Annotated in this window: 16 protein-coding genes; 12 read left to right on the forward strand and 4 right to left on the reverse strand. The window is 55.3% G+C overall.

The genetic code is table 11. The features are described 5' to 3' along the window. Positions 1-54 precede the first annotated feature (54 nt). The 8 genes from FH871_RS02355 (at position 55) to FH871_RS02390 (ending at position 14943) form a co-directional block, all read left to right on the forward strand. Entirely contained in the window at positions 55-1152 is a 1098-nt protein-coding gene (locus FH871_RS02355) for a FecR family protein (protein ID WP_138989720.1), read from the forward strand. Positions 1153-1193: 41 nt separating this feature from the next. After that, positions 1194-4778: a SusC/RagA family TonB-linked outer membrane protein gene (locus FH871_RS02360; RefSeq protein ID WP_138989721.1), complete on the forward strand. Its 3585-nt coding sequence runs from the start codon at positions 1194-1196 to the stop codon at positions 4776-4778. Between the two features lie 25 nt (positions 4779-4803). Further along, positions 4804-6306, forward strand: a complete 1503-nt coding sequence (locus FH871_RS02365; protein WP_138989722.1) for a SusD/RagB family nutrient-binding outer membrane lipoprotein — start codon at positions 4804-4806, stop codon at positions 6304-6306. Positions 6307-6474: 168 nt separating this feature from the next. Then, positions 6475-7239 (forward strand): LytTR family DNA-binding domain-containing protein, encoded by a 765-nt coding sequence (locus FH871_RS02370; RefSeq protein WP_212768194.1) that lies wholly within the window; start codon positions 6475-6477, stop codon positions 7237-7239. 146 nt (positions 7240-7385) lie between these two features. Next, positions 7386-8003: a hypothetical protein gene (locus FH871_RS02375; RefSeq protein WP_138989724.1), complete on the forward strand. Its 618-nt coding sequence runs from the start codon at positions 7386-7388 to the stop codon at positions 8001-8003. Between the two features lie 106 nt (positions 8004-8109). Further along, complete coding sequence (locus FH871_RS02380) at positions 8110-9306, forward strand: serine hydrolase (RefSeq protein WP_171062736.1); 1197 nt, start codon at positions 8110-8112, stop codon at positions 9304-9306. Between the two features lie 117 nt (positions 9307-9423). Next, on the forward strand, positions 9424-10503 hold the full coding sequence (gene dinB / locus FH871_RS02385) for a DNA polymerase IV (protein WP_138989726.1): 1080 nt from the start codon (positions 9424-9426) through the stop codon (positions 10501-10503). A 213-nt stretch (positions 10504-10716) separates the two neighbouring features. Beyond that, entirely contained in the window at positions 10717-14943 is a 4227-nt protein-coding gene (locus tag FH871_RS02390) for a caspase family protein (RefSeq protein ID WP_138989727.1), read from the forward strand. Here the strand turns inward: FH871_RS02390 and FH871_RS02395 are convergent. Beyond that, entirely contained in the window at positions 14917-16773 is a 1857-nt protein-coding gene (locus tag FH871_RS02395) for a PQQ-binding-like beta-propeller repeat protein (protein ID WP_138989728.1), read from the reverse strand. The genes FH871_RS02390 and FH871_RS02395 overlap by 27 nt on opposite strands. 119 nt (positions 16774-16892) lie before the next feature. On the opposite strand from FH871_RS02395, the gene FH871_RS02400 reads away from it, so the two are divergent. The 3 genes from FH871_RS02400 to FH871_RS02410 are packed head-to-tail and all read left to right on the forward strand — an operon-like array spanning position 16893 to position 20269. After that, positions 16893-18284 (forward strand): sensor histidine kinase, encoded by a 1392-nt coding sequence (locus tag FH871_RS02400; RefSeq protein WP_138989729.1) that lies wholly within the window; start codon positions 16893-16895, stop codon positions 18282-18284. Between the two features lie 3 nt (positions 18285-18287). Beyond that, the gene (locus tag FH871_RS02405) at positions 18288-19949 is read left to right on the forward strand and encodes an FAD-dependent oxidoreductase (protein WP_138989730.1); all 1662 of its coding nucleotides are present in this window, start codon (positions 18288-18290) and stop codon (positions 19947-19949) included. 32 nt (positions 19950-19981) lie between these two features. Continuing rightward, positions 19982-20269 (forward strand): UBP-type zinc finger domain-containing protein, encoded by a 288-nt coding sequence (locus FH871_RS02410; RefSeq protein WP_138989731.1) that lies wholly within the window; start codon positions 19982-19984, stop codon positions 20267-20269. A gap of 15 nt (positions 20270-20284) precedes the next feature. Here FH871_RS02410 and FH871_RS02415 read toward each other — a convergent pair whose 3' ends face one another. From FH871_RS02415 to FH871_RS02425, 3 genes are all read right to left on the reverse strand, one after another. After that, positions 20285-21310 (reverse strand): family 43 glycosylhydrolase, encoded by a 1026-nt coding sequence (locus FH871_RS02415; protein ID WP_138989732.1) that lies wholly within the window; start codon positions 21308-21310, stop codon positions 20285-20287. Positions 21311-21572: 262 nt separating this feature from the next. Then, entirely contained in the window at positions 21573-22502 is a 930-nt protein-coding gene (locus FH871_RS02420; RefSeq protein ID WP_138989733.1) for a D-2-hydroxyacid dehydrogenase, read from the reverse strand. Between the two features lie 48 nt (positions 22503-22550). Next, positions 22551-24815, reverse strand: a complete 2265-nt coding sequence (locus FH871_RS02425) for an FG-GAP-like repeat-containing protein (RefSeq protein ID WP_138989734.1) — start codon at positions 24813-24815, stop codon at positions 22551-22553. Between the two features lie 102 nt (positions 24816-24917). Here FH871_RS02425 and murF point away from each other — a divergent pair, with 102 nt between their 5' ends. Next, positions 24918-26201 carry a UDP-N-acetylmuramoyl-tripeptide--D-alanyl-D-alanine ligase gene (gene murF / locus FH871_RS02430; RefSeq protein WP_138989735.1) on the forward strand — a complete coding sequence of 428 codons (1284 nt, stop codon included), beginning with the start codon at positions 24918-24920 and terminating at the stop codon, positions 26199-26201. The last annotated feature ends 53 nt before the right edge of the window (positions 26202-26254 follow it).

The following is a 26254-nucleotide window of genomic DNA, read 5'->3' on the forward strand; positions in this document are numbered from 1 at the left end:
AAATCCAAAACCGTTCTATCTACCTAGACAAGACCGGAGAACTCACCCCGTTACATGCAGGCGTATCATTCCTACAAAGCCGAAGACTTTCTGACCGACGATTCCTTCATCGCCTGGGTTTACAACCGCGACGCTGCGGCTTCGGCTTTCTGGTCCGGCTGGATGGCGCAACCGCAGCCCAACCGGGCGGAAGCGCTGCTCGCCAAAGACATTCTGGAAGCCCTGAACCTGCCGGAAACGGAGGTTACCGAAGCCACCCTCACGCACGAAACCGGGCAGATTTTACGGCGCGTAAGCCAGCACTCGGAAACGCGCAGCCTGCCGGGTATTCGACGATCCTGGTGGCTGGCGGCCGCAACCCTCATCCTGTTGCTGGGTGCGGGCTGGCTGGTGTGGCGGATTCCCCAAAAGTCGCATCTGCTGACAAGCCTGTTGCCGGATGCCCGGCCCAAGGACGGCGTGGTGGAGCAGGCCAATCGCACCAGCAAACCGGTTCGGGTGACATTGCCGGATGGCAGCACGGTTCGGCTCCAGCCCAACAGCCGGATTCAGCACGTCGCCGGTTTTGGGCAACAGGTCCGGGCCGTGGTGCTGACCGGGGAAGCGTTTTTCGACGTGGTTCCCAATCCGAAAGTGCCGTTTCTGGTCTACGCCCGCGATGTGGTGACGCGCGTAGTCGGAACCAGTTTCACGGTGAAAGCCTACGACGATCTGCCGCAGGTGACGGTGGCCGTGCGAACCGGACGCGTGACGGTGTATTCCCGAAAAGAACTGGAGCAACAGCGAAACGTCGAAAAACCGGAAGTCACCGGCGTGGTGCTAACGCCCAACCAACAGGTGGTTTTTAACGCGAAACAGGAGATCTTTCGCAAGGAACTGGTTGAAAATCCGGTTTTTATCGCCAAAAATGCCGCTTCGGTTTCCTTCGAATTTGACGACGTTCCACTCACCGAAGTGTTTCGGCGCATCGAGGAAACGTACGAAATCGACATCGTATACAACGAATCGCTCCTGCAAAAATGCAGCCTGACGGCGTCCCTGACCGGTTTGTCGCTGTATGAACAGCTTCGTTTGATCAGCAAATCGCTCCAGGGTTCCTACGAAGTAACCGATGGAAAAGTCCTCATTCTGGCAACCGGATGTGGCGAATGAACCTTAATCAGTACCAATGCGACACCTTTAGTTTATAAACCATGAAAAAACGACTACCAACCCGACCGCTCGTGTTTTACATCCGGCGAATGACGTACCTGCTCCTGCTGATCACGGTCAGCCACGCCGGTTTTTCGTTCAATCCGGATCAGGCCACGAAAGAATTGCTCAGCCAGCGCGTCAGTTTACAACTGAAAAACAAATCGCTGAAACAGGTTTTGGCCACGATTGAAAAGCAGGCCCAGGTCAAATTTGTTTACATCCCGCAAAACATCCGGGTCGACCGCGACCTTTCCGTGACGGCAACCAATGAACTGCTGTCCGGTGTGCTGGAACGCCTGTTTGCGCCCCTCGGCATCACGTATGAAGTAACCGAAAACCGCATCATTCTGACCAAAGGCAAGACCAGCGACCTGCAACCCATCGAACCCGCCACCACCCTATCGGCCGTCGATCAGGCGGTTTCGGGAACGGTTTCCGACGACAAAGGCGAGGGCTTACCCGGCGTCAGCATCACCGTTAAAGGCACCACGCAGGGAACGACCACCGACGCGCAGGGAGCCTTCAAACTCAACGTGGCCGATGGCAATGCGGTGCTGGTTTTCAGCTTCGTGGGCTATGCCAAACAGGAAATTACCGTAGGCACCCAGAGTGTGATTACGGTTCGACTGCTGCCCGGCGATCAGACGCTGAACGAAGTGGTCGTGACCGCCCTGGGGATCAAACGCGAGAAAAAAGCGCTGACTTATGCCGCCGGTGAAATCAAGGGAACCGATCTGGCGCAGGCAAATGTGACGAACCTGGGAACAGCTTTGTCCGGAAAAGTGTCGGGGGTTCAGGTCACTTCGTCGGCAGGCGGGATGGCCGGTTCGTCGCGGATCGTGATTCGGGGCAACTCGTCGCTGTCGGGCAACTCGCAGCCTTTATACGTGATCGACGGCGTTCCGATCGACAATTCCAACCGCCGGGCCATCAGCTCGTTTCAGTTGCAGGGCGGTCTGGACGGCGGTGACGGCATTTCCAATATCAACCCCAACGACATCGAATCCATGACCATCCTGAAAGGCCCCAACGGTGCGGCTTTATACGGACAGTTGGGCGCCAACGGGGTGGTGATCATCACAACCAAATCGGGTCGGCGCAACCGGCGGCCTTCCATTCAGTACAGCGGCAGTTATTCCGTCGGCAACGCGCTGGTCAAACCGGATTACCAGAACGAATACGGACAGGGCTACAACGGCCAGTTTACGTTTTACCGGCAGGCCAACGGCGTCGTTGTGCCTTTCAATGCAGCGCTGACGGGTGGTGTGCCCAAGCTCAGTGCGGGCCGGAACCCGACGACACGCGGAAGCTGGGGGCCTAAAATGCAGGGGCAAACCATCGAAGACATGTGGGGAGATACGGTGAGCTATTCGCCCATTACCGACCCCTACTCGGCTTTCTTCCGTCCGGAAAAACAGGCGATGAATACCGTGAGCGTTGATGGCGGGGGAGAGAAAGTGAACTACTATTTTTCGCTGACCAACCTGACCAACGACGGTTTTACGCCCACCAACAAGCTGAACCGCAACTCGGTGACGGTGAAACTCTCGGCGGATATTGCCAAAGGACTGAACCTGGACACAAAAGTCAATTACGTCAACCAGTTTGTCAACAACCGCCCGTATGTGGGCGACGACGGTCTGAACCCGGTTTACCGGTTTTTGTACGTTCCCCGCAGCCTGAACATGGACGGTTTGAAGCGGTATGCATATTCGGCCAAGGACATTCGCTATTCGCAGGACCTCGGCGGCAACGGTTATTTTGTCGGCGGTGAGAAAATCTTCGAAAGCAACTCCGTGACGTCCAACCCGTTCTGGACCATCAACAACACGCACAACGAAGACACCCGTGACCGCATTATTGCCTACGCCAAGCTCAATTACGAGTTGATGAAAGGCGTCAACGTGCAGGTGCGCTACGGAACCGATTTGTATTACGAACGCCAGTATGGCTGGAAAGCCGTCGGAACGCGGATCTCGCAAACCGGTGATGTGTTTGAGAATGTGGAATTTAGCAAAACCGAAAACGTGGACGCCTTGCTGATGATCAACAAAGAAGTCGGCGACTTTTCGATCAACGCCAACTTCGGAGCCAACCACCTGAGCAACAAATACCGGATTACGGGCAATACCGGCACGCAATTGAGCATTCCGGGCTTGTATGCCGTGGGCCGGACGGTGTTGAACACGCCCCGGCTGGGGGTTTCCGAATCCATCATCAACTCGGTGTATGGACAGGCCAGCGTCGGTTTCCGCAATTATCTGTTCCTCGACGTCTCGGCGCGAAACGACTGGTCATCGACGCTTCCCATTACCAACAGCTCGTTTTTCTACCCATCCGTGGGGTTGAGTTGGGCCGTTACCGACGCCATTCCGCTGAACATTCCGGCGCTGGATTACTTCAAACTCCGGGCTTCCTACGCGCAGGCCGGCCGTTCGGGCGATCCGTATTCGACCACCGGCTACTACGGTTTGAACGCCAACACATTCCTAAACCAGCCGCTGGCGACCTACACCAGCACGATTGTGGACCCGAACCTGAAAAACGAACTGAAAACCTCGTACGAAGCCGGGGCCGAGTTACGGTTTTTCAAAAACCGCCTGAACCTGGACTTTACGTATTATCATTCCGTAACGAGCAACCAGATTCTGCCAATTGTGATCTCGCAATCAACGGGTTACAGCAGCAAGCTGACCAACGCCGGACGGATCGAGAACAAGGGGATTGAATTCCTGATTGCAGGGACGCCCGTCAAACTGGCGAACGGGTTTACGTGGGATGCGGGTTTCAACTTCTCCGCCAACCGCAACAAAGTGCTCGAACTGATCGACGGCGTGAACGAAATCGTCGTTGGTTCCGACCGCAACATCCGGGTGGTCGCTGCGCCGGGACAACCCTACGGCCAGTTGAAAGCCGCCGATTATGCCTGGCTCAAAGACGCCAACGGCAACCGCCTGATCGACGACAAGGGCCTGCCCATCGTGCAAAGCATTGGAACCGTCGCCATCGGCAACGCTACGCCCAAATGGATCGGCGGTTTCACCAACACCTTCTCCTACAAAGGCTTATCGCTGAGCGGCTTGATCGACATCCGGCAGGGTGGCCAGATTTTCTCGCAGGGGCGCGTGCAGGAAGCGGCTTACGGTACGTCCAAACGGACGCTGGAAGGGCGCGAAGGTGGTTTGATCGCGTCCGGGGTGAAAGCGCGCCGGGAAGGCAACCAGTGGATCAGCACGGGCCAGGCCAACGACATTCCGGTGACGGCGCAGGCCTACTGGAACCGGGTGGCTTCGGACAAGGGTTTCGCCGTTGCCGAAGAATTTCTGTACGACGCCAGCTACATTGCCATCCGGGAATTGCGGCTTTCCTACCAGCTTCCGTCCGCTATTCTCAAAAACAACAAGGTGGTTCGGGGCGCTTCACTCGCTTTGTATGGCCGGAATCTGGGCTACATCGAGCGGCATACCGACGGTTTTTCACCGGAAAATTCATCCATCAACGTCAATTCCGGCACGATGGGCATGGAACAACATTCGCTCCCGCTGCTGCGAACCATTGGTGTAGACCTCAACCTGAACTTCTGATCGGAACCCAAACGGCATCACAATCATGAAACGATTCTCTAAAAAAATACGACTTTCAGTACTGGGTTTGCTCGTCACAGCATCGGCCTGTACCAACAACTTCGAGGAAATCAACATTTCCCCCACCCAGCCCCGCAGCGTTCCGGCCGAGTACCTGTATTCGCAGGCGCAACTCAGTGGTTTTCTGGCCGATGGCACCAACTGGTGGCAGGTCGGTTCGTGGGTGCAGCAGTGGGCCAGCGGCTCGTTGTCGGCCCCTTCGCAGTATCTCGAAGACCGCGATATTTACGAAACCAACAACTGGACCGCCCATTACGAACTGATCAAGAACCTGTCGCAGATTCGGAATCAACTCCTGAAAGGCGAGGAAGCCACGCCCACGGGACGGACCAAACTGGCCATTGCCAGGATCACGGAAATCTATTTCTGGCAACGCATGACCGATTTCTGGGGCGATATTCCGTACACCCAGGCCGGTTTGCCCGACAACAACCTGATTCTGCTGCCGAAATATGACAAGCAGGAAGACATTTACAAATCCCTCATCACGGAGCTGGATGCGGCTGTGGCCCAACTGACGGCCACGGATGTGTCGTATGGCAACGCGGATTTTGTGTACAAGGGCGATGTTACCAAATGGCGGAAGTTTGCCAACTCGCTGAAACTCCGGATGGGCATGCGGCTTCGTTTTGCCGATGCTGCTCTGGCCCGTAAAACCGTCGAAGAGGCCCTGAAAGCCCCGTTGATCGAAAGCAACGCCGACAATGGAGCCATGCCGACGGTGACGCAGGACGGCAATCCGTTTGGCTACCATCCGACCATCGGCGGTTACAACAGCAGTAAAGAGCTGAACCAGCTGGCCGCTCCGTTCATCGACGTTCTGCTCGCCAAAAATGACCCGCGTCTGCCCCGCATCGCCGAGCCGACAGAGAACTCCAAGAAAGCCGGAAAACCCATTTACCGGGGTCTGGGCGTTGCCTTGGGCGGCAGTGTCATCATCAACCGCGACGATTATTCGTACGGTACCATTGCGATTTACAACGACCGGAAAGCCACCTTTCCCTACGTTTTTCTGGCGTATTCCGACAACCTGTTTTTCAAGGCGGAAGCGGCTTTGCTGGGCTGGGGCGGTTTGACGCCGGCGCAGGCTGAAGGTTTTTATCAGGCCGGCATCCGGGCCACAATGCAGATTCAGCCGTATTCTATCGCCGAAACCGCCATTACGGAATACCTGAGCCGGGAAGGCAAACTGACGGGCACCGAGGAGCAGCAGTTGGAGCAGATCATGAACCAGAAGTGGATCAGCCTGTTCATGCGGCACTACGAAGCCTACGCCGAATGGCGACGCACGGGCTACCCCAAACTGAAACCCGGTCCGAACCCCGGCACGACCAACGGCCAGATTCCGCGCCGGGGGGTGTACTCCAGCACCGAGCGGCTCCGGAATGCCACGAACTACAACGAGGCTTCGTCGAGAATGGCCAACGGCGATACGTATTTGAGTAAGGTCTGGTGGGATAAGCGGTGATTTTTCTTTGAGACAAAAGAGAAGAGACAGGAGAGTAGAGACGTTTCGTGCAGTCTTTACTCTCCTGTTTCTTCTCTTTTGTCTCAAAAACCCTTTTTATCTTTGCGTTCAGGTTAACAGCTCCGGAATTTGAACGCGGTTTTTCACAGGAAACGATGGGTCTGGCTGGTGTATCTCCTCATCGCGTTGACCGTGGTGCTGGTGACGAACGATACGCCGTTCCGCGAACGCATCCGGCTGCCGAGTTTCTACACCGATGTGCTGTTCGCCCTGGGCTATACTTTTGCCATAGGCTGGTACCTGAACCGGGTTACGGAAAAACTGAATCAGAAATACCCCTGGACCAACGACCGCCAGAACCGCGTCCGGTGGCAGGTGCTTTGGGGCATTGCAATCCCCCTGCTCGTTCTGGTGGTTCTGGAGGTGGTTTACATCCGGTTTTTCCTGCAATTGCGCCCCAATTTTAGCTCCATTTTTCTGGCCGAACTGCCCCTCTCCGCCACGTTTTTGTTGCTGCTGAACATCCTGCATTCGCTGGTCTCGCTGCCCGCTCCCGCCCCGCCGATCCCGCTTCCGGTTTCTGACAAACCGCAGACAGCAGTGTCGTTTCTGGTCAGCACGGGACACACCCAAAAACCGGTGTTGATGGATGACATTGCCTACTTTATCATCCTCGACAAAGTGGTTTATCTGGTCAGCATCCGACAGGAAAAATTTGTGGTGTGGGAAACGCTGGACGAGGTCATGGAGAAGGTCGATCCCACCCGGTTTTTCAAGCTGAATCGCCAGGTCATCGCCCAGATCCGCAGCATCGAATCCGTCGAACAGACGCCCACCCGAAAACTCCTCGTGACGCTCTGCCCGCCCATTTCGGAAGCGGTATATGTCTCGAAAGACCGGGCCACGGTTTTTCTGAACTGGCTGGGGAAATAGCCGTCCGTTTCAGCGGCTATTTTGCCGGTTTGGGTTGCACTCCCCACCAAAACACCCGCTGTGCGCCGTCAGACCGGTATTTTTGCAGCGCACTTCAGACATCCCGTTCTGAACGGCCCGACTGTAAACAACACCCTCATTCGCACATGAAACAGTACCCGTCCTTCCTGAAGGCGCTTCTATGGGCTGGCTTTCTGGGAGCCGCCAGCCCGGTTTTGGCCCAGAAAACGAGCGGTTCGCTCCCCCTCCGCCTGACCCTTTTCTCCGAAAGCACGTCCATTCCGTTTGCCGACGGCCTGGTTACCCAACCGCTCCATCCGGGCGTATCGCTCGGGACCGAATGGGCGTTGAAACGACGGTCAACATCCCGTCTGGTTCAGGGTCTAACCGCCGGGTATTACCATCACAAAGAAGTAGCGCAGGGTATTTTTCTGGGCACGGATTTCCGCTACGAACGGCAATTGCCGCTTTCACTGTATGCCTCCATCGGGCTCGGCATCGGCTATCTGCATACGTTCCGAACGCAGGACGAATTCCGGCTGAAAGATGGGCGTTACGTCCTGAAAAAAGACCGGGGAACGCCCCACCTCCTGCTTTCCGTTCCGCTGGAAATCGGGTTGCGGTTTCGTCCTGACAGCCCCAAGTCTCCCCGGCTTTTTGTGCAGTATCAACCCTGGATCGAGTACCCGTTTTCCCCGGATTTCATCCCCCTCATGACGCACACCAATCTGGCCGTTGGGTATCAATTCTTCCCCTTTCGTTAGCCCCACTTCATTATTCAATATTCATTATTTAGTATTCGATATTTCAATTGACGCAATACATGAATAACGAATGGCGAATAATGAAATATACAACCATCACACCCCCATGAACACAACCACCCATTTACTCAGAACCTTCCCGCTTTTCCTGCTGGCCTTCCTGTTGAGTTGCACCCACTCGGAAGTCATTGCCCCGGCGACCTTCGCCTGTTCCGTCGATTTCAACGACCAGAGCGACACGCACCCCAAACGAAACCGTTTTCAGGCGCTGCTTGATCAGAAAGTCAGTCGGGGCGTACCGGGCATTATTTTGTCCGTTCAGGACCCGGTCAACGGCGAATGGCTGGGAGCCGCCGGGATGGCTGACCTCTACAACCAGATTCCCTTGCAGAAATGCAACATCACCCGCGTCGGCAGCACCGTGAAAACATTCACTGCCGTGACGGTTTTGATGCTTTATGACGAAGGACTTCTGTCACTGGATGATGCCGTCAGCAAATACCTGCCGAATTCAGTGCTCAGCAAGCTCGACAATGGTACGAAAGTGACCGTTCGCCAGCTCCTGAATCACTCAAGCGGACTGTATAATTACATCCAGAATCTGCAATTCCAGACAGCTTCGTTGAATGACTTGACGAAGGAATGGTCGCCCGACGAATTGCTGGCGTATGCAAACGGGAAGAAAGCCTATTTTGCACCGGGAACCGACATGCGGTATTCCAACACCAATTACATTTTGCTGGGAATGCTCATCGAGCAGATCACACAGAAGCCTTTTTATCAGGTTTTTGAAGAAAAAATCTTTCAACCGCTGCACCTGACCAGCACACAGTTTGCCGCCCGAAACCCGGTTCCAAAAACCATTATCCGGGGTTATGTCGATCTGTACAATGACCTGAATGTGGTCGAAAGCACGTATTACAGTGGTTGGGATTATTACACGGCCGACGGCGGGCTGATTTCCAATCCGCACGACATGGCGGTTTTTCTGCGCACCTTGTTCGACGGAAAGCTGCTCAAACCGGCCACGCTGTCCGAAGCCATGCAGTGGAAAGAACCGCTCAGACAGGAACCGGAAACCTACAGAACAGCCGCCGGTCTGGGATTTTTCAGGATTGAAACGCCCTACGGAATCGCGTATACCCACAGCGGAGATGCCATTGGCTATTACGCCAACATGCTCTATTTTCCCCAACAGAAAACGACGGTGGTCTACGGCGTCAACGGCAACTACGGGCAAATCGACGCGATGGTTTCGTCGCCGGAAGCCATCAACGGCATGCTGGAAACGGTGTTTCGGTAAGGTGTTCACGGGTTTTGGCGGAGGTTGTAAAAAAAGGAGTTGCCACGCCATCAATTCAGCAGGCAGTGGGAACATTACGGTTTAGGGTATCGTTAGAAAAAACCGTTAGTTTGTTCCGTGGAGCAGCCCGCAAACCGAAAAATCATCCACATCGACATGGATGCGTTTTACGCATCGGTGGAGCAGCGCGACAATCCGGCGTTGCGCCAGAAACCCGTGGCCGTCGGCGGATCGCGCCAGCGGGGCGTTGTGGCCGCAGCCAGTTATGAAGCCCGTCAATTTGGCGTTCGTTCCGCCATGGCGTCGTCGGTTGCCCTCCGCAAATGCCCCGACCTGATTTTTGTCAAACCCCGGTTCGATGTCTACAAGGCCGTTTCCAGCGAGATTCGCGCCATTTTTGCGGAATATACGCCCCTCATCGAACCCTTATCGCTGGACGAAGCCTATCTGGATGTAACGGATAACTTAAAAAACATGCCTTCTGCCACGCAGATTGCGGAGGAAATCCGGGCAAAAATCTTCCAAAAAACGCAACTGACGGCTTCCGCCGGGATTTCGTACAACAAGTTTCTGGCCAAACTGGCCTCCGATTATCGCAAACCCAATGGTCAGTATGTGATCAAACCGTCGCAGGGTCTGGCGTTTGTGGAAACCCTGACCGTTGGGCAATTCCACGGCATTGGCCGCGTAACGGCTGCCAGGCTCAACCAGCTTGGTATTTTTACCGGCTGGGACTTGCGGCAACAGTCCGAAGCCTTCCTGAAACAGCATTTTGGCAAAGCGGGCAGTTATTATTACACCATCGCCCGTGCCATCGACAACCGGCCCGTGACGCCCGACCGGCTTCGCAAATCGATTGGGTCGGAAACGACCTTCGACCGGGATTTAACCACCGAAGCCGACCTCCTGGCGGGTTTGCAACCCCTGCTCGATTCGGTCTGGCGGTTGTGCGAACGCATCCGGGTGGTGGGGCGCACGGTTACGCTGAAAGTAAAATTTGCCGATTTTGAGCAGATTACCCGCAGCCGGACCACGCTGGGGCCGGTTTCCCAGAAAGCTTTTCTGGATCGCATTGGCGTCGAATTGCTCACGTCACTTTTTCCCCTGCCCAAAGGCGTCCGGCTCCTGGGAATTTCACTCTCCAACCTCGATGCTTCCGACCAACCGTCCGGCCAGCAATTGGTGCTTCCTTTCTAGCGGTCGACGGGTCTGAAACCGGGCAAAAAGAGTCACCCCGCCGAATGACGGTACTTGTCCGCTTATTTTCGCCGTTCGATAAATAGATCGCTTCCGATACAGATTGTTTCGCCTAAATTATATTCGGTTTTGAACCGGCTGTAAAAGCGTACCTCATCTTCGATTTTTCCAAAAATCCGACCGGTCTTCCCGGCCCTTCTTCCTACCTCAACCATGAACACGACTCCTAAACCAAAACTCTACGCCCTGATCGTGGGCATCAACGACTACCGGGCTGATCTGATTTTGCAGGGGCAAATCCGGTTTCCGGCCCTCGGCGGCTGCGTCATGGATGCCCTCAAGGTGCAGCGCTACCTTAAAAACGATCCCGCTTTCGAACCACACGTTTTGCTATTGCAGGACAGGAAAGCCGACAAGGCCAGCGTGGTTCGTGCTTTTCGTGCGCATTTGGGACAGGCGAAAGAAGGCGATGTAGCCCTGTTCTATTTCTCCGGACACGGAACCCAGGAATGGGCCGATACGACCGTTTGGAAACACGAAACCGATGGCCGGCTGGAGTGTCTGGCCTGTCATTATGATGAGCAAACTGCTTCCGACTTTCTACTGGCAGACAAGGAATTACGCTATCTTATCCAGGAACTATCGGCCCAAAAACCGCACGTCGTTACCATTTTCGACTGCTGTCATTCGGGCGATAATACCCGCAACGGGGCGCTGGTGCAAACCGTGTTCAAAGACGAAGCCCCCCGCGAAAAACGCATTCCGTTTGCGTTCGCCCAACGCCCCTGGGAGCAGTTTATTTTCGGACAGACGATCGCTGCGAATACGATCCGGCAGCAGGGCGATGCGGTTGCCTTGCCCGAAGGAACGCACGTCCAATTGTCGGCCTGCGAATCCGACGAATCGGCGGTAGAGGTCAGTGGCGAAGGCGTTTTTACCAAAACACTGCTGACGGTTTTGCGAGCGTCGGCAGGCGACCTGAGCTACTACTCCCTGCGGAGTCGGGTCCGGCAATATCTGCGGAATGTGTACGAGCAAAAACCGCGCATTTACGTCGCCAACGGGGACGATTCGCTGCTGCACGGCACCTTTCTCAACCGGCCGGGCCAACGGGGGCAATCGGCCATTGGCGAGGTGACTTATAACCGGAAAACCGGCTGGCAGTTGAACCTGGGCGCGATTCACGGCATTACGACCGAAACCAAAACCATCACGGTTTTCAATCCCGACGACCCCGGCCAGAAATACACCGCCCAACCGGGCCTCATTCGGGTCGACTCGACCCAACTGCGGTTCGAGCCGTCGGTCAACCTGAACCAGAATGCGGTTTTTCAGGCCACCATCGACGGCCTGATGATGCTTCCGCTGCCCATCACCCTCAAAAACAGGGGCGGTTTGTTGGAAGACCAGCAGACGCTGCTCGACAAACTCTCCAGCGAAAGCGGAGGACTCATTGTGACCGAAGAGCGGGAAGAGCTGGCGAAGTATGTGGTTCACAGTCAGGACGGTCGCTATTACATCACCTACCCCAACGACCCCTACCGCCCGCTAACAAGCGTGATTGAAACCGCATCCGAAACGGCTATTCCGGAGTTGGTGGAACAGTTGAAACACCTGTCCCGCTGGGAATTCATGAACAGTCTGACCAATTCGGGCACCAACCAGCTACCGGGAAAACCGCTGACGGTAGAATTCGCCCGGATCGGAGCTGATGGGCAAACAACGGCGATTTTTCCGGCCAATGACCTCCTTCCGATCCACTATGAAAAAAAGGCCAATGGCCGTTGGCAAAGCAACCTTCAGGTCAAGATCACCAATCCGGTCGGCAACCAGCGTTCGCTGTACTGCTCGGCCCTGTATCTCTCGTCCACCTTCGAATCGTTTACCGGTTTTCTGAACCCCAAAGCGTATTTGCTGGAACCGGGCAATTCGGTTTATCTGGGTTTGAACAAACTGGACTACCTGCCCGCCACGTTGCAGGACACGATGCGGTTTTACAACTGGCCAACCCGTTTGGAACACATCAAACTGATTGTTAGCACCGATGAGTTCGATCCACAGGCACTGACGCTGGCCACCCTGCCCGACCCGCCCCTGCCCGGCGATGAAAACCGGGGCGGCAATCGGGGCAGTTTTGCAACCGATGATGTGTCGGACCGTTCGATTCAACTGACGGGCTGGACGACGCAGTCGTATACCCTGGAACTGGTCAATCCGGAGCCCAATGTGATTCTGGATACCGAACTCAACGCGATGCTCCACGATCCGGTTACAACGCCCTTTGCGTTGGGAATCTATTTCGATGCCCGGCCGGGGACGAACTGGGAAACCGATTACCAGCTTAAACCGGACATTAAAGTGCCGGATTCTGCGCACCTTGACGAACGCGGGCTGATCAGCGACTTGGGTCTGGCTGCGGCCAACGCGCTGGCCAACCGGTTGCGCAACCGGCAGTATGCGCAGGTAACCAAACGCTTCCCCAACCGCGTTCGGCTGGTTTCGGAGGGCGACTCGTGGTTTCAGCATCCGCTCGTGACCGACACCATCGACCACCTTTCCCGGGCGTTCGCCATCTATTGTGTGGCAGCCGCGGGCGATACGCTCCGGAATTACCAGAAAACCGGTGAATACCTCGACGCCATCGACGAACAAAACCCGGCCTTTTTTCTCATCAGCGGGGGCGGCAACGACATCCTCGGCGACCAGTTCCGCACGTTTCTGAAAGAAAATCCGGATATGAGCGAGCCGCCGGGCCAGAATCCGCGTCGGTTTCTGAATGACAAGGTATTCGCCGAACTGGATGCGCTGCGCGACCTGTACAAAGCGATGTTTGGTCACCTGAAAATCTATAAACCGAACCTCCAGATTCTGGTGCATGGCTACGACTACGTGATTCCGCTGCAAGTGACCAACAAAGGCTGGCTGGGACGCTATATGATCGAAAAAGGCATCAATCGGCAGGAGGACCGATTTGCCACGATCCAATTTATTCTGGACGAGTTCAACAGCCGGATCAGGACCGTGGCCGAAGCCTTCGAAAATGTTTCCTACCTCGACCTCCGCAAAACCGTCCGGCCCGACCAGTGGTACGATGAAATTCACCCGAACAGCGACGGTTATCAACAGGTGGCGATGAAGTTCATGGAGCGCATCAACGCCGTTCTCACCAAACAACCGGACCTTGCGCAGCCCCTAAACCAAAGCCGGGGCGAGGAGGTATTCCCCCTCCGCGGTCGGGGACAGGTAGTGGCACCAGAAAACCAAAAGCCCCAGTCACAACCTAGGACCGTAATGGGTTCGGCGGCACCGGAGAAAGTCCGCGGAGCAAACCGGATTACCATCAACCTGGAAAATGTCGAATATGAAACGGACCCTTCCAGGCCGTCGCACATTCCCCCACCCGCCTTCATGCCCGCGCCCGCTCCGCCGATCAACAGCCCGGCTGAAGCCCAACCAACGACTTCTCCGCTCCGCGAAGGCCAGCTTGACTACGACATTCCCGGTTCCATGAAAGTGGGTGAACAAACGACCTGTACGGTGCGGATTGCGGGCAAGGAAGTGGAATCTACCCTGTTGAAGATCAGCGATAGCAGTGTACATCAGGACATTACCATCGGCAACGAAATGAGTGTTCGGCTGGTCGATAGCTCGGGCGGGGAGTATTTCAAAATTACAACGATCAGCACCGAGCGGCAGGAAATCTGGACCGGCGACGACACCCAATGGAAGTTTTTTGTCCGTCCCCTCAAAGCCGGTCGGCATCCCTTATTACTTCAGATTACGGTTCACCTCGGAAACCGCTCCAGAGACCTGGATGTACTCGAAAAAGAAGTGCTGATCAGCAGTGACGATTCGGCCGATGCAACGCCAGCCACAAAAGCCTGGAAACGGATTTTGTTTCTGTCGGCCAACCCCCTCACCCACGAAACGCTGCGGCTGGGTGCCGAAGCCCGCGAGATTCAGGAAGAACTGCGGGGGAGCGACGGGATTCTGTTTTCCACCAGCCTGGCCGTCACCCCCCGCACGTTGACGCGCTCCATTTTGCAGGAAAAACCGACCATCGTGCATTTTTCCGGCCACGGCACCAGCGAAGGGCTGTGTCTGGAAACGGAAAGCGGGCAGTTGAAAACCGTCAGCGCTGAGGCTTTGGGACGGCTATTTGCGGTTTTCGATGACTCCGTGCAGTGCGTACTATTAAACGCCTGTTACTCCGAAACACAGGCCCGGGCCATCGGCGAACACATTCCGTACGTGATCGGGATGCAACGTTCGATTGGCGACGAAGCCGCCATTGCTTTTTCGGCGACGTTCTACCAGGCCCTGGGTTCGGGGCTGTCGATTGTGGATGCCTATGAACTGGCCGTTGCCGGGATGGGCCTGGATGACAACCGACAGGCCGCGATACCGGTTTTGCTAAAAAAGAACCCGGTCAGCGGTTAGCAGTGCTACCTTCCCGTCCATCGTCGTCACCAGCACCCGGCGGTTTTTCAACGGCCAGACGCGGTTGAGCATGGCGTTCGACAGTTTGTGCGACCAGAGCAGCTTGCGGTTCCGGCGGTCGATGACGTACAGCGCACCTTCGTCGGTCGGTACGTAAATCAGTCCGTCGCGTTCGGTCAGCGGCCCCGGACTGATTTCGTAGCCGTACCGGCAATTGACAAACCACGCCCCTTGCCCATTGGCCGAATTGCTGGGAATGGCCCAGACAGAATCCTGCATGCACTTGACGTAAATCAGCGAACGGTCTTCCGACACGCCCATCGACTCGAAGCCTTTGTGCTGGTTGGTTTTCCAGATTTCCTTGCCGGTTTCGGCGTCGATGGCCGTTACGGTGCGGTCGGGCGTCTGGATGAACAGGCGGTTTTTGACCAGAACCGGCACACAGGCTGCGGGCGAGAAATTGCGCATTTTCCCGTTGGTCCACCGCCAGACCGAATCGCCGGTTTTACGGTCCAGGGCATACAACGACGAGCCCCACGAACCAAAATAAACGCGCTTTTTGTCGACCACCGGAACCGATTCCACAAAGCCTTTGACGCCCGTGAACGTCCAGCGTACCGAGCCATCCGCCAGCGACAACGCCCGGAATTTACCTTCCGAACTGCCAATAAAAACCGTGTTCCGATCTATGACGGGCGACGCCACGATGGGTTGGCCGGTTTCCTGTTTCCAGAGCAGAGTGCCGCTGCGTTTGTCGAGGCAATACACGGTGCCGTCGGTCGAGGCCACCACAACCCGGTTTTTGCGAACCTCCGGGGTTGAATAGACTTTCCCGCCTGTGGCAAACCGCCAGCGCACCGCTCCGTTAGCCGTAGAGAGTGCCACGATCTGCCCGCCGGTGTTGGGATAGATGCAAAAACCGTCGCTTTCAACGATACCCGCACCGATGTCGCTGCTGTCCTGTTTGGCCCAGACCGGTTTCACCGTTGCGTATTGCTCGTTCATGCTATAGTCGGGACGCGGGTAGGCTTTGGCCGGTTGCTGGCTAAAATGATGATTTTCCAGTACGATGGTCCGCCAGGCGGCTTTTGTACCCACACCGGGATTTCGTTCAGCAAACGTCATGGTGTCGTTTTGCATCGTGACGATGTTGTATCCGCCCACTTGGTCCTTCGCCCGCAGGTTGGAACGGCCCATCGTTCCCGGAATGCCTTCAAAATTGAGTTCACGGTTGGCATGGCCGTGGCCGCAAAAAGCCGCCTGAATATTGGTTTTCTTGAGTTCGTCAATCAGCAAATACCAGTTTTCCAGCGACTCATCGAGCGGATAGTGGTTCATGAAAATAACCGGCTGGTCGGAACCCTTCAGTTTCCCGACCTCGGACCGGAGCCACAGCACGTCTTCGCGGGCCACCAGCCCCGGCGACATCCGCATGTTGGGGCCACTGCCACAGCCGATAAACCGGTACTTCCCGACGGTAAACGCAAACCGTTCTGCTCCGAATACCTTCCGGAAACTGTTGCAGCCGTTCTCCGACCATTTCGTGTCGTGATTGCCCGGAAAAATGTACCACTTCTTGTTCAGTCCGTCCAGAATCTGTTTGGCAATCCGAAACTCTTCATCCGAGCCAAAATCGGTGACATCGCCCGTAAAAACCGCAAAATCGAGGTCAGTTTGGGCATTGATGTCGTTGACGGTGCGCTGTAAATCTTCGGCAGCGGTGGCGGGTGCGCCGACGTGGGTGTCGGTTACAAACGCAAACCGGATGGGTTGGGCGGGTGCCGGTTTTAACCCGAACAGGGAAACCAGCAGGAGGGCGAGATACTTCATACCGCAAATTACAACCGACAAAACCAGAAACAAGCCGTGGATGAAACCGATCGGCGGGAAGATCAGTTATTGAAAATAACCGCCGATTGCCTATCTTTTGACTCCCAAACCACTTTTTCATGGATTGCCTGACTGAACTGAAAAACAATCCAAAATTTACGGGTGTGCCGGACGAACAGCTCCTTTGGCTGGTCGATCGCTCGGAATGCCGTGAGTATCCGGCTGATGCCACGATTTACAAGCCCGGCGACCCGACCGATCATTTTTTGATTGTCCTGAAAGGTCACATCCGGTTTTATCTCATCCAGCAAGGGCAGCAGCAGGAATTGCGGGTGTCGGAAAATGGCTCGCTGGAGGGCGTCCTGCCGTTTTCGCGCATGGTAGAATCGGTGGCCTTCTGGCAAACCATCGGCCCAACGGCGGTTTTGGCCCTGCACCGCGACCACTTTCGCGAAATGATCCAGACACAGTTTGAACTGACTGAAACGCTGGTGCATGTCATGACCACCCGGGTGCGGGAAACGACACGGCAGTTGCAGCAAAATGATAAAATGATGGCGTTGGGACGGATGTCGGCGGGGCTGGCCCACGAGCTGAACAACCCGGTTTCGGCCATCGTCCGGAGTTCCGACACGCTGAAATCGCATTTGCACAACACCCCGCAACGATTCAAGGACGTGATGGCGCTGCGGGTCACCGACGAGATGGTCGACCGGGTCAGCAACCTGCTGTTTCGCAAAACAAAAAGCCCGGCGGAGGGCAAGCGGTTATCGCTGATGGAGCGCAGCAGCCTGGAAGATGAACTGCTCGACTGGTTCGACGACAACGACGTGGCGGATGGCAGCGAGCTGACCGAATCGCTGGTTGATTTTGGCTTTACGACCGACGATCTGGACGCCCTGCTGGTAGACGTTGCACCGGATAACCGGGCCACGGTACTGAACTGGCTGGTCAACAATCTGGTGACGGAGCGGCTGGTCACCGACATTGAGGAGGCATCCAAACGCATTGCCATTCTGGTGGACGCCATCAAGTCGTATACGCACATGGATCGCGGAACCGGTCGGGAGTGCATTCACCTGCGCGAAGGCATCGACAGCACGCTTGTTTTGCTGAAACATAAACTGAAAGAAAAAAGTATTCAGGTTGCGGTTACGATCCCGGACGATTTGCCGCAGATCGAAGCCTATCCCAGTGAACTGAACCAGATCTGGACCAATCTGATCGACAATGCCATCGACGCCATGCCCAACGGTGGTCGGTTGCAGATTACCGGCGAAGTAGACCACGAATTTGAACTGATTCGCGTGATCGACGATGGCTCGGGGATTCCGGCCGAACACCTCGACCATATTTTCGATCCTTTTTATACCACCAAAGCCATTGGCAAAGGAACCGGGCTTGGCCTCGACATCGTCCAGGGCATCGTCCGTCACCACAATGGCCGGATTTACGTCAACTCCAAACCGGGAAGAACCGAATTCAAAGTCTGTCTGCCCATCACACCCTAACGCATGAAACTCCCCATCATCCTTGCCGTTGACGACGATCAGGCGGTTTTGCAGGCCATCCAACGGGATTTACGGCAGCAATACCGGAAAAATTACAAGATTCTGGCCACCACCTCCGCCAGCGAGGGGCTGGAGACGCTGGTTGAACTGAAGAAGAAAAACGAGGAAGTAGCCCTGTTTCTGTCCGATCAGCGGATGCCGGAAATGCTGGGCGTCGACTTTCTGCTTAAAGCCCGCAAGACGTTTCCCAACGCCAAAACCGTGTTGCTAACCGCCTATTCCGACATTGAAGCCGCCATTCGGGCTATCAACGACGTTCAACTGGATTACTACCTGAACAAACCCTGGGACCCGCCCACGGAAAAGCTGTATCCGATTCTGGACGAATTGCTGAGCGACTGGCAGTCGAACTACCGCCCGCCGTTTGAAGGGCTTAAGCTGATCGGGTATCAGTTTTCACCCCAGACGCACGAGTTAAAGGATTTTCTGGCGGGCAATCTGTTTCCGTATCAATGGCTTGATTTTGAGACGAATCCGGAAGCCAAACGGCTGGCCGAGTTACACGGTATTCAGCCGAACGATCTACCCGCAGTCTTGCTGGAAAACGGAGCGGTTTTGAAACAGCCGACGATGCCGGCCGTTGGTGAAAAGCTGGGGCTGAGCGCCAAAGCCACCCAATCGTTGTACGATCTGGCGATTATTGGTGCGGGGCCAGCCGGTTTGGCAGCCGCCGTTTACGCCGGATCGGAAGGGCTTCGGGCCATCCTGATCGACAAACGCGCGCCCGGCGGTCAGGCCGGAACCAGTTCACGGATCGAGAACTACCTCGGTTTTCCGTCGGGACTGAGCGGTTCCGAACTGGCGCGTCGGGCCATTACGCAGGCCACCCGTTTTGGCGTCGAGTTTCTGGCTCCGCACGAGGTGGTGGCCATCAAACCGAAAGGTCAGTACAAACACATCGAGCTGAGCGACGGAAGCGAGGTGGTAGCCCGGAGTATTGTGCTGAGCACGGGCGTTGCTTACCACAAACTGGACTGTCCGGGGCTGGATAAACTGACGGGCGCGGGGGTGTATTACGGTGCCGCCACCACGGAAGCCTATGCCTTCAAGGGTAAGCCGGTTTACGTCGTGGGCGGTGGCAATTCGGCCGGACAGGGTGCCATGTACCTCTCCCGGATGGCTTCCGACGTACACATCATCATCCGGCGTCCCGACCTGACGGCTACGATGTCGCAGTATCTGATCGACCAGATCGAAAAAACGCCGAATATTCACGTCCATCCCTGCACCGCAATTGCCGAAGGACTGGGAGAATCGCACCTGGAGTGTCTGATTCTTGAAGATATACAAACCAGTGAGCGAACGAAGGTTGCGGCCAGCGCCCTGTTCATTTTTATCGGGACCAAACCGTATACCGACTGGATTCAAATGAACATCATCAAGGATCCCAAAGGCTTTATTGAAACGGGCCGCGACCTGGCGCGGTATGACGACTATAAGGAATTCTGGAAATTAGACCGCGATCCGTTCCTGCTCGAAACGTGCAGCGTAGGCATTTTTGCTGCGGGCGACGTACGCGCCGGAGCCATGAACCGCGTGGCGTCGGCGGTGGGCGAAGGAGCGATGGCGGTCAGTTTTGTTCATAAATACTTAGCCGAAACCTAGTTCCGTTGTCGGAAGACTGATTTTTCTATACCATGAGACAAAAAGCCTGCTCCCATCTGAGTGCTGTTGAATCCGTTACGCTGCCGGACCGGCCGGCGGTTTGCGTGGAATGCGTTAAAACCGGTGATCGGTGGGTACATCTGCGCACCTGCCAGACCTGCGGGCAGACGCACTGCTGCGATTCGTCGCCCAACCAGCACGCGACCAAACACTTTTACGCCAGCAATCACCCGGTTATTGCCTCGGCCGAGCCCGGCGAGTCGTGGCTGTGGTGCTTTGCCGATGAGCAGATTATGCCGTATTCCTTACCCTCGGCCTAAGGGCTGCGGATACGGTTATTTCGGAACCGGCAGGGTCACGTCAAGCGCGAGTGGCTGGCCGAACTGCGGCATCCCGTCGGCTGTCCACGTGAATTTCTGCGCCCGGGGTGAGCGATTGGTGCCGCAACCCTGTCCCGGTTCTGGGTTGGCATGATACAGAATCCAGTCTTCCGTGCCGTCGGGTGATTTGAAGAAGGAGTTGTGCCCGGCGGCATTCGTTCCCGAAACGTTCACGGCTTTGAAAACCGGCTGATTTAGTTTGGTCCAGTTCCGGGTATCCATCAGATCTTTATCGCCGTCGATATACAGCATGCCCAGGGCGTAACTATCGGTCCAGCAGCCACTGGCCGAAAACACCACAAACAGGCGGTTGCCGTGCGCCAGGGGTTGCGGCCCTTCGTTGACGAGCACGACCGGCTTGTCGTCCGGCCCCGGTTTCGGAATCTTGCCGTCTACTTCCCAGGCGTAGGTCGGCGACGAAATGCGGACGCGCTGGCCCGTCGCCGTCCAGGGGTTTTCCATCTGGCAGAGGTAAATGTCCTGCTCTCCATTTTCATCCCCTTCCCAGCCCGACCAGGTCAGGTACAGCTTGCCTTTGTGCTCAAAAACCGACCCGTCGATCGCCCATTTGTCGTCGGGTGTTTTAATCTGGCCTTTCATCGTCCAGGTGCCCAGCAAGGGGTCGGCAGATTCGTTTTCCAGCACCCACAGGCGGTGGTTGCGGTTTTTGCCGTCATCGGCGGCAAAAATCAGGTACCATTTCCCCCGGATAAAATGCAGTTCGGGTGCCCAGATTTCTTTGGAATACATCCCCGTTGCAGGGGGTGTCCAGACGATTTTCTTCTCGGCGGTTTTTAAATCCGCCAGCGAACGCGTTTTCCAGAGTGTCAGGTTGCGCCCGGTGGTGTGCGTGTAGTAATAAAACCCGTCTTTGTGAATGCTCCACGGGTCGGCCCCCGATGGCAATAAGGGATTGGTCAGGGTTTGGCTAAAGCCAATTGACGCCCATAGAAGGAATACGAAAAGTAATGTTTTTTTCATCCATGCAAATGCCCAAAGGGGCAAAATGGTAGTAGTCCGTTAATTTTTTCAGGGCGGTGGAATGGTTGTAGTCACAAAACTACCCCGGAGGGGTAGCATATTAATAGTGACGCCAATAGGAAAGAAATTCAAGCTCCGGAGGAGCGTCCTAACGGGTCAGGACGCTCCTCCGGAGCTTGAAAAAACACGGAGCGCTGTTTCCTATTAACATTTTACCCCTCCGGGATCAATACCTACAATTGCTCTTCTTTCCAGAAATGCTTCAATACCCTTTCGACAACTCAACCTGGTTTTCCAGCGGTTTTCCGTTGGTAAACCGGTTCAGATTCTGAAAAAACAGGTCGACTTTCCCTTTGTCTTCCGTGGCCTGCCCTCCGCCCGTGTGCTGGGTCAGAATCACGTTGGGCATTTCCCACAGCGGATTGTCGAGCGGAAGCGGTTCCACTTCGGTGACATCCAGCACCGCACCCGCTAATTGTCCACTTTGCAGTGCGTCGATCAGCGCCTTTTCATCGGTCGTGCTGCCCCGGCCAATGTTGGCATAAACGCTCCCGGTTTTCATAGCCGCAATCAGCTCAGCCGAGAAAAACCCTTTGGCCGTTCCGGGTAAGCAGTTGATCACCAGATCGGTTTCGGGAAGAGCGGCTTTTAGTTCTTCGGGCGTGTGCAGTTCGGCTTCCGGATTGGTTCGGGCCAGGAATTTAACCTCGCACTGAAAACCGGTCAGCATTTGCCGGACGGCCTGCCCAATGGTTCCCGATCCCAGAATGACGACTTTCTTGTTTTTGAGTAAACACAGTTTAAACCGCAGCGGTACACCCACCCATTTCTTCTGCGTTTGCAGTACGGCCAGTCCGTGAATATCCCGGTAAAATGCAATGATCCCGGCCACAATCGTTTCGGCGCAGGGCCAGGCGAAATAATCGCCCATGTTGGTTACCAGCGCATTCAGTTGAATATGCTTGTAGCCGTCGAACCCGGCAGAGTCTAACTGCCACCATTTCAGATTGGTACCGCCCGAAAACCAGGCCGGGGGCGGGTTTCCCAGCACCAGGTCGGCGCGTTGAAAAGCCGCTGGCTGTTCGTTTTCGGGAAGGTCTTTTTTGAAGATTACTTCATAATTATCAGGCAGTTGCGCACGAAAATACGCTTTATCGGACTCGTTCAAGGGGGTGTTTACAAAAACAATCATGCCAGCGGTGTTAGGTGTATGATGGCAAAAGTAATCAATCCCCCTTTTTTACTTCGACAAAACTACCTTCTGGTGCTGAACGGGTTGCCCCTCGCGCATCAACCGGATCAAATAAACGCCAATCGGCAGGGTTCCCAAATCCAGCGTAGCCTCCGTATGCGCCTGCACCGCCTGCCGGGCTGTCACGGGTTGACCAAGCAGATTCAGCACCTGAACGATGCCGTTGTTGGGCGATTTGACCCGCAAAAACCGGTCGGTCGGACTTGGATACACCCACGGCAGCTTTGCTTCTTCGTCTTCGAGACCCGTAATGATCACTTTCTCCGACGTGTTGCGGAGATACCGAACCCCACCGGTACTGGTTCCTGCCAACACATCCGCCAGACCGTCGTCGTTCAGATCGGCAGCCGTCAGGGCCAGATTGGCACCGGGTGTAGCCTTGTCCGTGGTCTGGGTGATTTCGTTGATCACCAGCGTGGAGTCCAGCAATAACATTTTGTCGGTGGGTTTTTCCGGCAGTTGGTAGAGCCGCAGACTACCGTCGCGGGTGCCGGTCAGCAATTCGGGGCGCTGGTCGCCGTTAAGGTCGATGACGACAATAGAGGGGCTGGTGGCACCGGGCACCACGTTGATCTGTCCGTAATTCTGCTGCTGTAGTTCATACCTGGGAGCCGGTGCTGTCCCCGTATTGCGGTGATACTCAATCGTTCCGTTCTGTTTCCCGATCAGCAAGTCGGTTTTTCCGTCCCGATCCACGTCATACCAGGTCGGCAGATCGATCACGCCCAATCGGTCGGGCGTCGGGATTTGCTGCACTTTAGTCGGGTCAAGTTGAAAAGCCGCACCCCGTCCGGCCTGATTCAGAATATACCGGATTTCCGGTGCGCGATTGATCGAATTCCCGGTAAAAACCAGGTCGAAGCTGTTGTTGCCGTCGATGTCGGCCACGGCTACTTTCAGATCGGTTAACAAAAATTGCTCCGACAGTTTCAGGTAGTCCGTCGTTCGCAACTCAAAAACCGGTTTACTTCGGGTGCCGGTGTTCTCGAAATGGGCGATGCTGGCCCGGTAGCCATTCGCGGCCCGAACACCCGCGTTGCCCACCAGCAAATCCATGTCGCCATCGCCGTCGAGATCGGCAAGAACCGGAGTTGTCCCTTCGCCCAGATCAATCATGCCTTCCTGCAAAAAGCTCTTGCTGACATACTGAAAATTGGGTAGTTTATCCGTTCCGGCATTTTTATAAAACCAGTTGGAAGCCCGGTAATCGATCAGATTGCCTTCATTTCCGTACGTATTGGGCGACGCAACAAGGTCTTTAATCCCGTCAAAATCAAGATCTTCGGCGTAAAGGGCCGGAAAAATATCGAAAGAGATTGGAGTAACCGCCGGAAAGCGGCTGGTCGACGTGATGAAACGGGCCGAAGCGCCATTGCCGCCGACGTTGGTCAGCATCGAAACGTTGGGACAGGTAACGTGGGCCGTCAGCAAGTCTTTGTTGCCATCGCCGTCGAGATCAATGATGAGCATGGAATTTCCGTTGTGCTTCACCCGGGCACCCGAATTGTCGCCCCCGGTTTCGTTGCCGACGTAGACACAATCCAGTCCGAAAATGAATTCGTCGCAGTGATCGTCACTTTTAAAATTGCCCCAACAAAACCCGATTCGCTTGAAATCCAGACCATTGGGATCGTTTTTCCGCTCGACGCTCATGTTCTGGTACAGGTTCGCCGTCCCTCCGTTGATGTCGTAAGTCAGAATGTCGATGTCGCCGTCGTTGTCGACATCCAGAATCGCCGGTATGTCAACCGAGTTGATGTATAAATTCAGCGTACCGGAAAGGCCTTCGTGATAAACCGGGTCGGCAATGGTTTTCCACGACAATTGGCCGTTTGCCGACGTGTTTTGCAGAATCCGAAGCCCGCCGTTGGTGTGCGTAAAGAGGTCTTTTTTGCCGTCGTGGTCGTAGTCGGCCAACAGCATCCAGGTCCCGAACGTAATGGCCGGAAACTGTTCCTCGTACTGCGGACTATAACGCCAGACATAACTCACATCGGCCTGTTTTTCAGCCACAAAGGTCATAATTCGATTGGTTTGCCGGTCGTATACCACCAGGTCTTCAACGGAATCGGCGTTGAGGTGGAGGGTGGAATATTGCGCCCCGTTGATGCCACCCGCCCACGGATTAGCCAGGTTCCGGCCCACGATTTTGACGGTAGCCCCGGCGTCGTAGCGAAAGGAAAAAGAACCGCTGGTTTGAGCCCGCGCGATTTGAAGAATTAGAAAACAAAGTACGGTAAACAGCTTTTTCATGTAACTTTGGCTCATTAACCGCGTGAAAGCGGCCGACTAGGAGGTCGTGCGGTTAACTGATAACGAACAGACTCATAACGTTGGTTTACTTCTTTCCGGAAAATGGTTATATCCATTCCTGAATTGTACGATCGCTTCCGCGAATGCGCGGGCGTATCGACTGATACCCGTAAAATTACAGAAGGTTGTCTGTATGTCGCGCTCAAAGGCGAGAAGTTCGACGGAAATTTATTCGCGAATGACGCGCTGGAAAAGGGTGCGCGCTACGCCCTGGTCGACACGCCGGAACTGGCGACCGACAGCCGGTATTTGCTGGTCGACGATGGCCTGACGGCTTTGCAGGAACTGGCTCGCTACCACCGGAATACGCTGACCATTCCCGTTATCGGCCTGACCGGTTCGAACGGAAAAACGACCACCAAAGAACTGATCGCCAGCGTTGTGTCCCGCAAATACCGGACCTATGCGACGCAGGGAAATCTCAACAACCACATTGGTGTGCCGCTCACTTTGCTGGCCATCGATGCAGATTGTGAGCTGGCGGTTGTAGAAATGGGGGCCAATCACCAGGGCGAAATTCGACTTCTCTGCTCCATCGCCCGACCGACGCACGGGTTGATTACCAACGTCGGCAAAGCCCATCTGGAAGGATTCGGGGGCGTTGAGGGGGTACGAAAAGGCAAAGGCGAGCTGTTCGATTTTCTGGCCGAAACAGGAGGCACGGTTTTTATCAACGCCCACAGCCCGGTTTTGATGGAGATGGCGGCCGAACGGCTGTTCCGCGAAGCTGTTTTTTACCAGCTCACCGATCAGTACGAGATCCTCAGCGACAATCCGGTGGTTTTTAAAGACGAGGTCGGTCATGTCATCACCACGCATCTGCCGGGTCGTTACAACTTTGACAACATGGCGGCCGCGCTCTGCATCGGGAAGTTTTTTGGCGTTCCGGCGGAGGAAGCGAACGAAGCGGTGGCGAGCTATAATCCGACCAACAACCGCTCGCAGTTTATCCGGAAAGGCAGCAACACCATTTTGATGGATGCCTATAATGCCAATCCGAGTTCGATGGCTGCGGCCATTCAGCATTTCATGAAGCAGGATGCGGCTCATAAAGTCGTGATTCTGGGTGACATGTACGAACTTGGCCCCGAAAGCCCTGCCGAACACGCGGCTTTGGGTGAGTTGATTGCCCAAGGGAAGTTCGACACCGTGATTCTGGCCGGGCAGGACATGCGGTATGCGCTGGGGGCGTTGCCGAAAGCGTATTATTTCCCCGACAAATTTTCGTTACACAACTGGATTATGGACAATCCGTTTCAGGACACGGCCATCCTGATCAAAGGGTCGCGCGGCATGGGGTTGGAGTCGGTTGTGCAGTTTTTGTAAGGCACCAAAATTGACAAGGCATAAAAAAACGAATGCCATTTTTGATTTATTCC

Origin of the sequence: Larkinella sp. C7 (assembly GCF_006149005.1) — a bacterium.
Classification (GTDB): domain Bacteria; phylum Bacteroidota; class Bacteroidia; order Cytophagales; family Spirosomataceae; genus Larkinella.